This window comes from Salegentibacter maritimus, from assembly GCF_016236915.1.
Taxonomy (GTDB): domain Bacteria; phylum Bacteroidota; class Bacteroidia; order Flavobacteriales; family Flavobacteriaceae; genus Salegentibacter; species Salegentibacter maritimus.
The window spans coordinates 83000-98971 of record NZ_JAEHOK010000005.1 but is presented as its reverse complement, the minus strand read 5'-3'; the positions used below and the strand labels follow the sequence as shown (position 1 = coordinate 98971).

The window sequence follows — 15972 nt, the reverse complement described above, 5'->3', positions numbered from 1 at the left end:
CTAAAACCGAAGATTCTTCAGTTTTTAGCAATTACCTTAAAATACTGATTTTAGGAGTTTTAACATTAATGTTGAGGTGATGTAGAGGTAAAAGGATCTAATGTTAAGTCCCTAAAACTTGAGGATGTACTCTACCAGACCTTGATCATGGTCAAGTTCCATTTTTTTACGCAATCGATATCGTTTTATTTCCACACTTCGTACAGAAATGTTAAGTAATGGAGCAATTTCTTTTGAAGATAAATTCAACCTTAAATAAGCACAAAGTTTAAGATCGTTGGAAGTTAAATTTGGATGTACCTTTTTCACCGATTGTAAAAAGTCTTTATCGGCATTATCAAAGGCTTCTTTAAACAGTTTCCAATTATCCTTTTCTGCAATATTTTTATTGATAATTGAAATAACTCTTTGAATATCTGCTTCATTATTTGCAGCACTTAATTTTTTCTTGAGATCATTCAAAAATTCATTCTTCTTAATCAGGTTCATGGTAGAAGCGGCAAGTTCCCTGTTTTTAGAGGCCATATCAAGTTCCAATTGTTGATTTTGAAGGGTAATTATTTCCTGTTGCGCTTCAAGTTGCTTTATTTCCAACTGTTTTCTATTACGCTCCATTAACCTGCTTTGTTGTTTTCTAAAATAGCCCGTGTATACTTTATGCAGAATAAAAATAACCAGTAGAAATAATAAAAAATATACAATAATTGCGGTAGTGGTAGCATACCAGGGCTGTGCAATACTAAAAGAATAAGAAGCGATATTGGTGATTTTATTATTGAATTTCCCTCGTACCTGAAAAATATAATCACCAGGAGGCAAATTTTCAAAAGTAGCACTTCCATGAGCTTGCCAATCACTCCAACCGTTACTATATCCTTTAATGCTGTAACTGTATACTGGTTTTGTAAGCTTAGAGTACACCGGTATACTAAATTCAAAGTTAATATTGTTTACCTGGTTTGGCAGTTCAAGATTTTCAAGTTGTAGATTCCGGTCTTGGTATGTATTCTCTAATTCGGCTGTAGAAATTTTATTGATTTTTATTTTTTCTAATTCCGAAAAAACCAAAGGTGTTGAAAAGACCGTATAGCCCAAATTGGATCCCACCAGATACTCCCGTTCTCCAATTAAAGAAATATTTTCAAAACCTTTAGATATAGCCCTGTATTCCAAAGGAATATAAACAGATTTTATACTTAACCTATCCTGAAAGGCATCTTTGGTAGCATATATTAGATTTTCCTCTCCAAAACCCCACCAGGTATTATCTGGTAAAACCCGAGACATTCCTGTAATTCTAGGTTCTTCTATTCGTTGGTTTAAATTATTTTCTTCTAAAAACCTATTTTTAGGTGCATTATATTTATATATCTCATCTTCAGTAGAGTAGTATATAAAGTCATTAAAAGAAAAAACTTTTAATCCCACGCCTGCATTGTAAGAAACATTATAATTTTCTGCACTTTTTACTTCCCTAACTTCGGCATCTATTTTGAGTCTAAAAATTCCTTTATGATCATGCCCTACCCAAACCACAGAATCATTTTCTACCACAAGACTACGGGAGGAAAGATCGAAATTGGCTAAATACTCGGGATCTTTTTTAAAATCTCCATCTTTCCAAAAACTAATACCATTGTAATGTCCCTGTAAAAATCCGTTTTTAAAAGCTTTTATTTCCCACACTCCGGGACCATCAAAAATATGTTTGGCTTTACTTCCTTCTATAGCAAAAACTCCCCTATCGTGACCGGCAAATAGTTTTCCGTTAATTTCGTTAATACTCCAAACCTGCCCACTGGTACCGGGAATAAATTCATAATCTTTGGAGTTCCCGGTGCTCACATATACACCCTGATTAGTTCCCAGGTATAAATAATCGCCAAATTGGTAGCTGCAGTATACTGTACCCACTTTTCCATAGATGTCGGTAAACAATCTAAACGGACTTTTACGATTAATAAGCACCAAACCATTATCCAGACCACCCCAGATATTTCCGGCTTTATCTTCCATTATCGATAGAACCGTATTGTTATTAATTACGGGTTGTAATAACTGATAATTTGAAGAGTCATCTAGGTTATAAACATGCAAACCATCACCTATAGTTCCCAAAACCAGTGTTTTATCCTCCAGTAACTGTGCAATAAAAATACTTTCATTTATAGGGTAATTTTTAAACCCATAGGGTTCCCAGCTATTTCCTTCTATGGTAAAAAGACCGTCATCTCTGGTTACAGCCAATATTTTATTCTCTTCAAACGGAAAAAGTCCAATAATTGGCCTATCCTGAATTTTGGCATTGGAAATAACACGTTCAATTACGCCGTTGTCTATTACATACAAGCCATCTGATGCTACCTGATAATATAATTTATTCCCTACCTGAAATAAATTTGAAATAATATCACTTGCAGAAATAGTGCTTATTTGTTTGGTTTTTTTATTGTAACTATATAACCTACGAAGGCTTTGAAAAACGATATATTCTTCCAGGGCTGCAATATGCCAGAACTGCTCTCCATCGAGCAAATTTTCTTTAGATAACCCGGTTAGGCTGGTATAGGATAACTCCCCTTTTTTATTGTGATCCCAATAGCCAAAATCCATATAGGAACCTGTATAAATCCTGTCGTCCTGGGCCAATACCGAGCGTACCGCACTGGCGTTAGGCACTCTGTTAAGTTTCCATTGTGCGCCATTAAAACTTAGTAAGCCCAGGCTATTAGCTATATAAATATGTTTATTAGAACCTTGAGAGATCATCCAGTTTTGGTTACCGGCCTCGTAAATACCGGGGTCAAAATTGGTTATTGGGGGTAATTCCTGCGCAAACAGGCTAAAACTAAAAAAGAAAAAGAGGGCTAGTAAGCGCATAGGTTTAACAAATAACGAAAATTACTAAATAAATTGGGCTTTTACTAAGAAGATTTTGTTTTGACCTTAATGGGTCATAAAGAAAAAGCTTTGAACATCCATTAACAGGTTGTTCAAAGCTTTTAAAAATCACTACTCAATTTTTCTATTGTTCTTAAAAGTGCTCTTCTAAATGGTGATGTTCATCAATAAGAGGTCCTCCCGAAAGAATTTGTTTGGAAGCCTGCCCGGCAAATTTTTCAAAATTCAAATGAAATGAATGTGCCAACTGAATTGCCTTTTGAATATAAGAACCTTTGTTTTCCCAGGTGTTTATAGGATCAAGTTTTTCTGTTGGCACTCCAGGACAGGAGACAGGCATATGAAGTCCAAAAATTGGATGAACCTTAAGCTCTATGTTATCTAGTTGACCTTCCAGAATTGCTGAAATCATAGCTCGGGTATATTTTAGCTTAATTCTAGAGCCAACACCATAAGAACCCCCGCTCCAGCCTGTATTTATAAGCCAAACATTTACATTTGCTTCTGTCATTTTTTTGCTTAACATTTCGCCATAAACCGTTGGGTGCAATGGCATAAATGGTTCGCCAAAACAAGCAGAGAACGACGGAACCGGTTCGTTGATACCAGCCTCTGTGCCGGCAACCTTGGCAGTATACCCAGAGATAAAATGATACGCTGCCTGCCCGGGCGTAAGTTTAGAAACCGGAGGAAGTACACCAAAAGCATCACAGGTTAAAAAGAAAATATTGGTAGGGTTCCCGGCAAAAGAAGGTTCCTTTATGTTTTCAATATGATCTATAGGGTAACTTACCCGGGTATTCTGGGTGATACTGCTGTCTTCAAAATCTACCTCTTTACTATTACTTTTAAATACTATGTTTTCCAGCATGGCACCGGGTTTAATAGCACGATAGATTTCCGGTTCTTTTTCTTCGGTAAGATCTATAATCTTAGCATAACATCCACCTTCAAAATTAAAAATGATGTCTTTAGCCGTCCAGCCATGTTCATCGTCTCCAATGAGCTTTCTATTGGGATCTGCAGATAAGGTAGTTTTACCGGTGCCCGAAAGCCCAAAGAAAATAGCGGTATCTTCATCTTTCCCTACATTGGCCGAGCAATGCATAGGCAATACATCTTTTTCTACCGGCAAAATAAGGTTAAGCGCAGAAAATATGCCTTTTTTCATCTCTCCGGTATAAGCAGAACCTGCTATTAAAGCAATTTTCTTACTGAAATTAAGTATGCTGAAATTTCCCTGTCTTAATCCGTACTTTTCGGGCTCCTGCTCTACATAGCCGGGAGCACAAACCACCAACCAATCTTCAGTAAAATTTTGGAGCTCTTCTTCATTAAGCCTAAGGAACATATTCTTTACAAAGAAAGCAGACCACGGATATTCGGTGATAGTACGAACATTTAAGCGATATTCCCGATATGCTCCCACCGCTGCATCATGAACATAGATTTCTTTACCCCCAAGATAAGCAGCAACCCTATTATAAAGAGCATCAAAATTAGCTGGGGAAATAGGCTTATTTATTTTCCCCCACCAAACTTTTTCGCTGGTATAATCATCTTTTACCAAAAAACGATCTTGCGGAGATCGGCCAGTAAATTTCCCAGTTCTAACGACTAAAGTGCCGTTTTCTGTTTCTTGCCCCCAATTGTTTTTAACGGTGATCTCCTGTAACTCTTCTCCAGAAAGATTGTGGTGAGCTACAGTGTCTTTTAAGCCGTATTTTACTAAAAGGCTGGCATCGAAATTTTTAACTTTTGTTTCCATAATTTTAGATTTAATCAGTTAATAAGGCCATATAATTGGCACCAGGATAATTGTAATAATGAAAAGCAATAAAAGAAGTGGAGCACCCACTTTAAAATAATCTGCAAACCTGTAGTTTCCTGCAGTCATTACCATGGCATTGGTTGGGGTAGCCACGGGTGTTAAACAGGCTGTAGAGGCACTTACCGCCACAACCATTAAAAAAGGTTCTACAGACAATCCCAACTTACTGGACGCATATAGAGTAATTGGAGCCATAAGTATAGCGGTTGCTGAATTACTAATAGCCTGACTAAAAAGGGAAGTCACCAAAAATATACCTGCAAGAAGCGCTGTAGGATGTATTGCTCCCAGCGAGTTTACCAATGCATTGGCTGCTATTTGGGCCAGGCCGGTTTTTTGTAAAGCCAACCCCATAGGAATCATCGCGGCTATCATCACTACACTGGTCCAACTTATGCCGGTATATGCCTTTGATATAGGAACACAACCGGTAAGCATAACAAGTCCGGCGCAAATTAAAGCAGCTACAGACCCCGGCATTACGTCAAAAACCAACAGTAATATAAGGAGAAGCATAGATCCCATAGCAATATAAGATCTATAACTAAGCATATCTACATCTTTACTCATAGCTTCGGGACTACCCACTATAACAAGATTCTCATGAATACTCTTTAAATTATCTATATTCTTCCAGGAACCACGTACAACAAAGCTATCACCTGCTTCAATCTTGATTTTATTCTCTTTATAAGGTTTATTGGCACGGGAAACCCCCAATAATTGGATACCTGTTTGTTTTAAATAAGTCCCCATGGCCACAGTTTGCCCTACCAGTCTTGAACTTGGAGTGACCACCATTTGTGCCATTCCAACATCAAGGTTTATCAATTCTTCTTTAAGTTCTTTAGCATTAGGAATAATGTTAAGATGAAAATCAAGAATTAGCTTATCTACATCTTTAGAACTACCTTTTACTACAATAATATCATGATAATGTAATTTAGTACCCTGTGAAGGTAATTCCACGAATCTCGATTTTCTTTTAAAAGGTTTGGGATGCCTGCGTATAAGCCTAACAATAGAAACACCGTACTTTTCTTCCAGATCCCAATCAGAGATTTTGGTATTAAGAAGTGGAGACATAGATCTAATTCTTAATCGATAAAGATTCTCTCCTATACTATAATCCTCAATCCATTTATGCATTTCAGAATCAATATTTATAGGTCGGTCCTTACTTTCTCTTGCCGGTAGAATTTTTTGACCTAAATACCTAAAATATAAAAGGGTAGCTATAAGTAAAGGAATTCCAATAAGACTAAATTCAAAGAAAGAGAAGCCGTCCATCCCATTTTGTATAAGCGTATCGCTAACAATAATGTTAGGAGGTGTTCCTGTTAAAGTAAGAAGTCCGCCGGTGTTAGATCCATAAGCCATAGGTATAAGGAGTTTAGACGGCAGGGTCCCCGCGGTCCAGGCCGCAGAGACCGTCATTGGCATAAGTGCTGCCACAGCTCCGGTATTGCTAACTACCCCAGAGAGCACCCCAGAGCCTAATGTAATAAGTATAAGCAGCTTATTGTTGCTTTTCTTGGCTAGCTGTACAAATTTTCTCCCGGCCAGGGCAGTCCACCCTGTTCTTGAAAGTCCTTCACCAATAATAAACAAAGCGGCAATCATAATTACCGTAGGGTTACTAAATCCGCTAAGTGTCTCAGAAAGATCTAAAATTCCGAAAAGAAAAAGAGCCAGCATAGACATTAAAGCAACAACATCTGGGGGATATTTATCCCAGACAAAAAGAATTATAGTAATTATAAGAATAGCTAAAAGTAGGTACATCTTCTATAATTTTAATCCAGCACTAATACTGGAATTTCACTTTTTAAAATCACTTCCATAGTTAATTTTCCTTTTGAGGGAGTACTAATTTTCGCATGGGTTTTAGGCATAATAGAAAGCAAATCAACCTCATGCTTTTTAATATAATCATCAATTCCCTGTAAAATATCTTCATTTTCAGCAAAGCTGTGGTGCGAATAGAACATCTCGAGATAATACTGCAAGGTGCGCTCGTTTGCCTCGTCTGCTTCAGAATATCCGGCATTTTCCGGGTTACGACTTACCGTAAGCACATCTACCTCTGCTTTAAACCTACTGGAGACATCAAGCAATAAATTTAAGGTAGAAGTATCGTGCATCACATCTTCTCCCAATGCCAACAAGATCTTTTCCAGTCTAAAAAGCTTATAATTTACAGGAATCACCAGAACCGGCAGGTCTACTTCCAGTACTAACTTTGAAGTTCTGGTAACCGGAGATTCTGCTTCTTTTTCAGCGCCACTTGTTCCCATGAGTACAAGGTCTATATCCAAAGACGAATGAGCATCTATTATAGCGTCTGAAAAATTTCCAACACCAAAATTATAGTTAATAACAGGAGCGTTGGGCTTCTCATGTGTTTGCATCAAGGCTTCAAACTTATTCTTTAGCTCATTTTCTTTATCCTTCTCCAATTTAGTTTTAGAAATGTACAGTAGGCTAATAGATGCTTTCTCGCATCTGGCAGCAAATTTTATGGCATAATCCAGTGCATTCATAGAAACATCAGAAAAGTCGAATGGAATTAATAAATTTTTCATGATTGTTGTTTTTGAACGTTTATAAAAGCATTGACTACTTTCCTTACAATCGGTATCTAAAATTGGTTCCAGAAAGTAATTAAAGGTACTTTTACTCTTATCCTAAAAATATGAGAATGGTCATATTATACCTTGTTACGCAAACTAAAAAACAAGCTGTCAGCCCTTGCTATTAGCGAAAACGATATAGTTGAGAGGTGTTTAAAAAGCTCCCCTTAAAATGAAAAATTATTTCTATTAAAATAGATTGAACTTTCAATACAAAATGTTCCCAGAACTGATAATGATCAACTTTTGGGGCCTTCGCAATCTATACCTTTATAAAAATTTTCCAGTTCTACTAACCTAAGTTTACCATTATGAAAAGCTGTTCAAAACACAGTCTTCCCATATTTTATATCTTCTTCGCATTGCTTCTGGGTAATTTGAACGGATTTGCTCAAAATGACAGCCTTATTAACGACTATTCTTATTTTAAGAGAAAACTTAAATTAAACGCCCTGGTTGTAGGCAGGTATACTACTTCACTTAACCAGGATGTAGATTTTATGGGGCAACACCATACCGATAAGGATTTGGTGAGCAATTCTTTTGAAATGCAATACGCAAGATTATCTACCACTTTTTTTATAAATGATAGAATCTCAACTTCAATTCTGTTGAATTTAGCCGATTTTAAAAAAGAAAATGTAAAAGGGAAAGTGTTGGAAAATGCCTTTGTAACCTACTATCATAATTCTTTTCTAAAAATAAGGGCGGGACAATTCAGACCCTTTTTTGGTCTGGAAGATTTGCATCCTTTTCAACTTGATAATTCGTATGCATGGTCCCGGCAGTATTCACTTTTTGGCAGAAACGGTTGGCAAAGCTTTCAAATTGGAGCTGCTGCTTTTGGATCCCTAAAATCAAATATTTTCTCTTATTATCTTACAATTTACAACGGTAATAACAAAAATGTGATGGGCGATAACGACAGCTCAAAGAACCTGACTTTGCGCCTTGAATATAGACCCACTCCCGTACTTCAATTTGGTTTAAATGGTGGCAAAGCCAATTATAAGGGGCAAAAAGCCACTGCCTATGGTATTGACGCACAGCTACAGCAACCATTGGGAAATAGATTAGATCTTGCCATTAACACGGAATTTAAAAAAGGGACAAATTTTGAGGCTTTCCGAATGGCAGAAGAACCTACTCCACAACTTAACGATTATATGATGGAAGGCTTTTATTTTCTTTATAAATTGAGGTGCCAACTTAATGCCCCGCGTTTGCGAGCCCTGGAGTTAAGTTGCAGGCATGAGTATTTAGACAAAAATACATTTACTAAAGACGATGAAGTTGTAACCTACACACCTATGCTAAGCCTGGTATTTGCCGGAACTTATGACGCCAAATTATCTCTTGTAGGGCATATTAACGAGTATAAATTAAATATTCCCAATACCACACAATACGACTCCAGTAAAATGTTAATCCAATTTCAGGTTGCTTATTAAGACAATTTGTAATCAATAAAGCCTTTAACTTATGATATGGTTTATTAAAAATTCAGTTACACGGAAAAACCTAATGGCCTTAACCGGTCTTTTTCTGTCGTTCTTTTTAATTGTTCACCTTGCCGGGAACCTACAGCTACTGCTACCCGAAGCACAGGCCAGACTACAATACAATTCTTATAGCCAGTTTCTGGGCGGGAACCCTATTGTGCTAATCATTTCCTTTGTTCTTTATGCCTGTATCATTCTTCATACTATAGATGCCATATATTTAGGTATAAAGCGAAAAAAGGCTAATGGAGTTTCCTACTCAAAAGATATGAGAGGAAGGGCAAGTACCTGGTATTCCAGGCATATGATGGCTTTGGGAATAATTGTCTTTGTTTTTCTAATTATTCATTTTAAAGATTACTGGTATATCTATAAGTTTGGGTCGCTACCCTTAGATGAGAATGGAAATAAAGATCTCTATACCCTGGTAATAGTATCTTTTGAACAATTATGGTATGTAATTATTTACATAATAGCTATAGTTGCCCTGGGCTACCACCTACTTCATGGGGTCTTTAGTGCGCACCGAACCATAGGCTTATATCATCCCGTTTATAACTCAATCATCAAGGTATTGGGGGTTATCTTCGCCCTTGTTATTAGCATAGGCTATATTATTATTCCAATCTTCATTTATATAAATCACCAGGTATGAACACAATAACAAACACCAAAGTACCGAAAGGACCTCTAGCTGAAAAATGGAGCAATTACAAGGCGTCAGCAAAATTAGTGAGCCCCAATAACCGAAAAAAGTTTGAGGTAATAGTGGTTGGCACCGGCTTGGCAGGGGCATCTGCCGCCGCTTCCCTTGCAGAAATGGGATATAATGTAAAAAGTTTTTGTTTTCAGGATTCCGCGAGAAGGGCACATTCTGTAGCTGCACAGGGAGGAGTAAATGCGGCAAAGAATTACAAGAATGACGGTGATAACATATACCGAATGTTCTACGATACTATAAAAGGAGGGGATTTTAGATCCCGGGAAGCCAATACATATAGGCTGGCCGAATGTTCTGTAAATCTTATAGACCAGGCGGTGGCCCAGGGCGTTCCTTTTGGAAGGGAATATGGCGGATATTTAAGGAACCGATCTTTTGGTGGGGTACAGGTTTCCCGAACTTTTTATGCCCGCGGACAAACCGGGCAGCAATTACTACTTGGATCTTACCAGGCATTACTAAGGCAACAAAATAAAGGAAAAGTAAAGCTCTATAGCCGTCATGAAATGCTAGACCTGGTTTTAATAGATGGCAAGGCTCGTGGAATTATTGCCCGTAACCTGGACACCGGAGAAATTGAACGACATGCTGCACATACCGTAGTACTTGCTACCGGAGGCTTTGGTAAGATCTATTATCTTTCTACACTGGCCATGGGCTGCAATGCTTCGGCTATATGGCGGGCGCATAAAAAAGGAGCCTATATGGCAAATCCCAGTTGGACTCAAATTCACCCTACCTGCCTGCCCCAAAGCGGTGAATATCAATCAAAATTAACTTTAATGAGCGAATCTCTTCGAAACGATGGAAGGATATGGGTACCCAGGGCAAAAAACGATACACGAGCTCCCGGAGAAATTCCTGAAGAAGAAAGAGATTACTACCTGGAGCGAAAATACCCGTCTTTTGGTAACCTTGCCCCCAGAGATATTGCATCCAGGGCTGCCAAAGAACAAATAGATTTGGGAAAAGGAATAGGGCCTTTAAAGAATGCCGTCTACCTCGATTTTTCCAAAGCTCTTAATGAATACGGCAAAGATGTTATTGCTGAACGCTACGGAAACCTGTTCACTATGTACCAAAAGATTACAGGAACCGATGCATACCGGGAACCGATGAAAATTTCACCGGCAGCCCATTTCTCTATGGGTGGTCTTTGGGTAGATTATGAACTTATGACTTCCATTCCCGGGCTTTTTGCTATAGGTGAAGCAAATTTTTCAGACCACGGTGCAAACAGGTTGGGTGCCAACTCTTTATTACAAGCCTGTGTTGATGGATACTTTGTGTTGCCATATACACTGCAAAATTACCTGGCAAATGAGACAGAGGTTCCAAAACCTGAAACAGATCATCCGGCCTTTACAGAAGCCGAAAAAAATATACACAAACAAATGCAAAATTTTTTAAACTGTAAAGGAAAACGAACAGCAGAAGACTTTCATAAAATTTTGGGCCGGGAATTATATGATAAATGCGGCCTGCTTCGTACAAAAAAAGGCCTGGAAGAAGCAATTCAAAATATACGTAGAATAAGAAATGAATTTAAAGAAGACCTTATGGTTCCCGGCAATGCCAATGAGGTTAATAGCGAGCTGGAAAAGGCCGGTAGAGTTGCAGATTATATGGAGCTGGCAGAACTTATGTGTATAGATGCCCTGCAACGAGAAGAATCTTGTGGTGCCCACTTTAGAGCAGAACATCAAACAGAAGAAGGAGAAGCAAAAAGAGACGATGAAAAATTTTGTTATTCTGCAGCCTGGGAATGGACCGGAAATATTTCTGCTCCAAATCTAAAAAAAGAGCCCCTGGTCTTTTCAACAGTAACCCCAACCATAAGAAGTTATAAATAGTTATTTACTTCTTTAGCCGGTTTTTAGCAGAAAGAAAGTTTAAAAAAATAATAAATTAAAATTATCGGGATGAAGATCATTTTAAAAGTTTGGCGACAAAAAAACCAACAGGATAAAGGTAGGTTTTGCGAATATATTTTAGAAAATGTGAACAGGGATATGTCTTTCCTGGAAATGCTGGACATGCTCAATAACCAGCTGGTAAAAGAAGGGAATCCTGCAGTAGAGTTTGATCATGATTGCCGGGAAGGCATTTGTGGACAATGCGGAATAATGATAAATGGAATAGCCCATGGCCCTCTTAAAAACACAACTACATGCCAATTGCATATGCGCGAATTTAAAGACGGCGATACTATTTATGTAGAACCCTTTAAAGCAAATGCTTTTCCGGTGGTGCGCGACCTAAAAGTAGATCGTTCTTCTTTAGACAATATTATCGCATCTGGAGGATATGTTTCTGTAGATACTGGCCAGGCTCCCGAAGCCAATAGTATTCCTATTACCCATCAGGAAGCAGAAGATGCTTTTGACGCAGCCGCCTGTATTGGTTGTGGGGCTTGTGTAGCAAGTTGTAAAAATTCCAGTGCAGCCCTGTTTACCGGGGCCAAGATCACGCATTTGGCACGTTTACCACAAGGTGAAAAAGAAAGCGCTACCAGAACACTTACCATGGTAGATAAGATGGAAGAGGAAGGCTTTGGACACTGCAGCAATACTGAAGCCTGCCAGGTGGAATGCCCGGAAAATATTTCTGTGCTCAACATTGCAAGGATGAACTACGAATATAACCGGGCAAAACTCCTGTTTAAAAAATAATTTTAAACGCTCATCAACCTGTATTTTTAAGTCCGCTAGCAAGGGCCGTGGTTATTTCCAGTAAAAGTGTTACTTGACTATCATTCTTAGGGTCCTTGCTGCACCTCCATTGTTCAAGGTTTTTAATTTGCAAATGGTGCAGTGCCATTAGGGCATCTTCTCTTCGGTTAAGGTTATCCAGTAAACTTTGGCGGCGATTTTCCCTGCTGTTGTTAAACATAGCCGCTATTTGCTCAAGGCTCTCAGAATGTTCGGTTTTAATTATTGATGTAAGTTCCTGTCTTACTTTATCATCATTCACCAAATTAGCATAAAGCTCCATAATACCTGGTGAGGCGTTTAGGAGGTTTGTTTCCACCTGAATAAGAATATAGCGTAGCAAAGGCCATTTGTCTGAAAATTCTTTAAGTTGAACATAGCTTTTATTATCCTCTTCTTTAAGTTTTCGCAAGGCGTATCCCATCCCAAACCAACCTGTGATATTGAACCTGGATTGGTTCCAGCTGAAAACCCACGGAATGGCGCGTAAATCTCCTAGAGTTCTTGTGCCAGTTCTACGTGCAGGGCGAGACCCTATTTTACTCATTTCCAATACATCTATAGGAGTTGCCTCTCCATAAAATTCCAGAAAAGAAGGGTGTTTTATTAAGCCCTGATATTTCTCCTTAGAATACTCAGCCAATTTTCGCAAAGCTGCTACAGGATAGGTGGCTGCACGCTGTGGAAAGCAAGTATAACCCGTTTGCAAAGCAGTACCCGATAGTAACATCTCTAAATTATAACTAGCTGTAAGTCGGTTGGCAAATTGCTGGGAAATAGTTTCTCCCTGTACTGTTAATTTTATTTCGCCACTAAGGCTTCCGGGTGGCATACTTTCAAGAAAACGATGATATTTACCTCCACCCCTGCTTATTGTACCTCCAATTCCGTGGAAGAATTTAAAGCGTAGCTTATTTTCTTTTGCGATTTTAGAAAGTGACTCCTCGGCCTGGTAAATATGCCATCTACTGGCAATAATTCCCCCGTCTTTATTACTGTCGCTATAGCCCAGCATCACTTCCTGTACGCTATCTTTAGCTTTTTTGTAGGCAGGATGTTTTAAAAAGCTATCCATAACTTTATCCGAAATCAACAAATCGTCTATAGTCTCAAATAAAGGTACTACCTGAAAAGTATTAGGGTTAAGACCGGCTTCTCTCATTAGCACATACACCAAAAGCAGGTCACTTAACCCGCGGGTCATACTTATTATAAAAGCGCCTATACCCTGGGCACCATATTTTTCAGAATGATTTCTTACAACACGATAACAATCCAGCACTTTGTCTGCCTCGACTCCAAAAGATTTACCGGCGATACCGAAAGGCCTGTTGGTTTTTAATTCTTCGGTTAAAAATTCAATTTTTCTATCCTCATCCCAGGTTCTATATTCGGGAAGTTCAGGGTAGGTAGCCTTTAAAATTTGCTCCATCGCCTTATCATGGAATTCGCTGTTTTGCCGTATATCTAAACGAGCCAAATGAAATCCAAAACATTCCAGTAATCGTTCAGTAGGGAAGATAAGGTCTTCCACGATTCTTTTGGCACCTATTTCGAGTAGCGAAGACTTTAGCACCCGTAAATCTTCCAAAAATTCTTCGGGACTATTGTAAACCTTTTGATTATGCGGGTTTTGATCCTGCATTGTGTTGCTTAATTGCAGCAGCATTAGTGCCAGAAACTGTCTCCAGGGCTCGTAGGGGTTTCTTTCTGCCGCTTCTTGTCCCACAGCCCCTAAAAGATGCAATTTATTATCTATAGCTTTATTTAAAACACTGGGAATAGGATTTCGTTTTTTTGAAAAACTTAGGTGGGCCACAAGCTCATTCAACTGGTTATAAATAAGCTCCAGGGCTGTTTTTCTTTGCTCTAACAGAGTATCTTCGGTAATAGCAGCAGTTACATAGGGATGGCCATCACGATCTCCCGCCACCCACGAGCCAAATTGCAAGCGGGGGTATACAAGCTTTTGGGGGTCAAACCCCATTTCTGTCCAACTTTGCTTAAGCTGAAGATCGGTTTTTTTAAGCGCTAATGGAAAAACTTTACTTAGGTAGTGTACCACGTTATTCCGTTCTTTTTCTACTGTGGGTTTTTCCAAATATACCTCCCCTGTTCTCCACCACCTTTCAAGCAGCGTCATGATATCGTTACCTATCAGCTTTCTTTCTGCCAATGAATAGGCAGTATTTTCCAATTTAATGAGCTTAAGGTAGATTTCGCGGTGTAATTCCAGGATAGAAATCCTTTTGGCCTCAGTAGGGTGGGCCGTTAGAACCGGCGTTACTTTTATCTTCCCCATAATTTCCTGCATCTGCTCCTTGGAAAGTCCCTGTGATTTCCATCTTTGAAAAGTCTCGCTCCAGGAACCCCTAATGGCTTGCATTCCATTATTATCTACAAGTTTTCTACGATATTGTACAGCTGCATTTTCTTCTACTAAATTCATAAGCTGTAAGTACATACTTAATACCTGAACCTGTTTTTTCTCCAGTTTTATATCATCGGGAAGTTTCTTTTTAGAGCCATTAGGCGAAAGTAAATTCGCAAGCTCTTCTTGCCCAAGTTCTTTTAGCACCTGCCGGAAACAATTGGTTAGGAATTCCATATCTCTCCAAACTTTATCAAAGGAGATCGCAGTAGTCTTTTGGCTCATTTTAGTCATATTTTAATTTAAAAATTAAATTAGCTAATTGAGCGATAATCCAAAAATTAATAAAGCGCTAAAATATGCTATGCTGATTCAAATCATATTTTTTGCACCGGTTTAAAGGCCCGGGTTGGTCATATACCCGGCGATTTAAAAAGTATTAAAAGTTAATTTTTAAGGTAGCCATTACCGGTAAATGGTCGGAAGCGTAGGTTTCATCAATTACTTTATGGTCCTTCATCAAAAAGCTCTGTTTTGGAGCATAAGTTATGAAATCTATTGCCCTTAAAGGATTATTAACCGGGATTGTAGGCTCGCAATTATTGCAGGTTCTTGTAAGTTCCTCATCCAATAAGTTTATTACTTTAGAGCCGGGAGAAGCATTAAAATCTCCTGCTATTATTAGGGGCAATTCTTCTTTTGAAGAAATTTCAGCTATTTCTTTAATTTGAAGAACGCGATTGGTATTTTCTTTTTGCGCATCAAGGTGTGTAGATCCAAATTTCAAAAACTTTCCATTTGGAAGCTTAACCTGGGCCAGTGCCAAAACCCTGGATTCTCCCCCGGTGCCAGGATTGGTTGGTAATTTATAAACTTTTTCTTCCTGTAAAGGATATTTAGAAAGTATGGCCACGCCATAAGATCCGCCTTCGAAATCTATAGCCTTTCCAAAGAAAAAATTCATTTTCAATTTTTTGGCGATTATTTCGGCCTGATTACCTGGGCCCGATCTTTCGGTATTCTCATCTATTTCCTGTAGTGCCACCAGGTCTGGATCTTGCTTTTTTATAGTATTTACAATTGCTTCAATATCAATACTATCTTTTTGCGACGGAGGATTGGCATGATGAATATTATAAGACATTACGCGAAGATCGCTCTGTTTTTTGCTTTTAGTGGTCATAGAATTCATTGTATACGATGGGAATATTACAAAGGAAGCCACTGCAAAAGCAGTAGCTCCCATTATCAATATCCAAATTTGATATTTCATAGATTTAAAAATTTACTTCGATAATCGAG

Annotated in this window: 10 protein-coding genes; 4 read left to right on the top strand and 6 right to left on the bottom strand. The window is 38.4% G+C overall.

All coding sequences use genetic code 11. From position 1 onward, the window contains the following. Window positions 1-111 precede the first annotated feature (111 nt). From I6U49_RS05315 to I6U49_RS05300, 4 genes are all read right to left on the bottom strand, one after another. Window positions 112-2880: a triple tyrosine motif-containing protein gene (locus tag I6U49_RS05315; protein ID WP_198627871.1), complete on the bottom strand. Its 2769-nt coding sequence runs from the start codon at window positions 2878-2880 to the stop codon at window positions 112-114. A gap of 154 nt (window positions 2881-3034) precedes the next feature. Beyond that, window positions 3035-4669 (bottom strand): phosphoenolpyruvate carboxykinase (ATP), encoded by a 1635-nt coding sequence (gene pckA / locus I6U49_RS05310; RefSeq protein ID WP_198627870.1) that lies wholly within the window; start codon window positions 4667-4669, stop codon window positions 3035-3037. An 18-nt stretch (window positions 4670-4687) separates the two neighbouring features. After that, window positions 4688-6517: an SLC13 family permease gene (locus I6U49_RS05305; RefSeq protein WP_198627869.1), complete on the bottom strand. Its 1830-nt coding sequence runs from the start codon at window positions 6515-6517 to the stop codon at window positions 4688-4690. An 11-nt stretch (window positions 6518-6528) separates the two neighbouring features. Then, entirely contained in the window at window positions 6529-7317 is a 789-nt protein-coding gene (locus I6U49_RS05300; protein ID WP_198627868.1) for a universal stress protein, read from the bottom strand. A gap of 359 nt (window positions 7318-7676) precedes the next feature. On the opposite strand from I6U49_RS05300, the gene I6U49_RS05295 reads away from it, so the two are divergent. The 4 genes from I6U49_RS05295 to I6U49_RS05280 all read left to right on the top strand — a co-directional run bounded on the left by I6U49_RS05295 (window position 7677) and on the right by I6U49_RS05280 (window position 12260). Further along, the gene (locus I6U49_RS05295) at window positions 7677-8816 is read left to right on the top strand and encodes a porin (RefSeq protein WP_198627867.1); all 1140 of its coding nucleotides are present in this window, start codon (window positions 7677-7679) and stop codon (window positions 8814-8816) included. 31 nt (window positions 8817-8847) lie between these two features. Next, window positions 8848-9522, top strand: coding sequence for a succinate dehydrogenase cytochrome b subunit (locus I6U49_RS05290; protein ID WP_198627866.1), 675 nt, complete (start codon window positions 8848-8850; stop codon window positions 9520-9522). Further along, window positions 9519-11441: a fumarate reductase/succinate dehydrogenase flavoprotein subunit gene (locus tag I6U49_RS05285; RefSeq protein ID WP_198627865.1), complete on the top strand. Its 1923-nt coding sequence runs from the start codon at window positions 9519-9521 to the stop codon at window positions 11439-11441. The genes I6U49_RS05290 and I6U49_RS05285 overlap by 4 nt, the downstream gene beginning before the upstream one ends. A gap of 69 nt (window positions 11442-11510) precedes the next feature. Next, entirely contained in the window at window positions 11511-12260 is a 750-nt protein-coding gene (locus I6U49_RS05280) for a succinate dehydrogenase/fumarate reductase iron-sulfur subunit (protein ID WP_198627864.1), read from the top strand. 13 nt (window positions 12261-12273) lie between these two features. Here the strand turns inward: I6U49_RS05280 and I6U49_RS05275 are convergent, their stop codons facing one another. Both I6U49_RS05275 and I6U49_RS05270 read right to left on the bottom strand, forming a co-directional pair. Then, window positions 12274-14955: a phosphoenolpyruvate carboxylase gene (locus I6U49_RS05275; RefSeq protein ID WP_198627863.1), complete on the bottom strand. Its 2682-nt coding sequence runs from the start codon at window positions 14953-14955 to the stop codon at window positions 12274-12276. A gap of 154 nt (window positions 14956-15109) precedes the next feature. Next, window positions 15110-15943 (bottom strand): endonuclease/exonuclease/phosphatase family protein, encoded by an 834-nt coding sequence (locus I6U49_RS05270; RefSeq protein ID WP_198627862.1) that lies wholly within the window; start codon window positions 15941-15943, stop codon window positions 15110-15112. Between the last annotated feature and the right edge of the window lie 29 nt (window positions 15944-15972).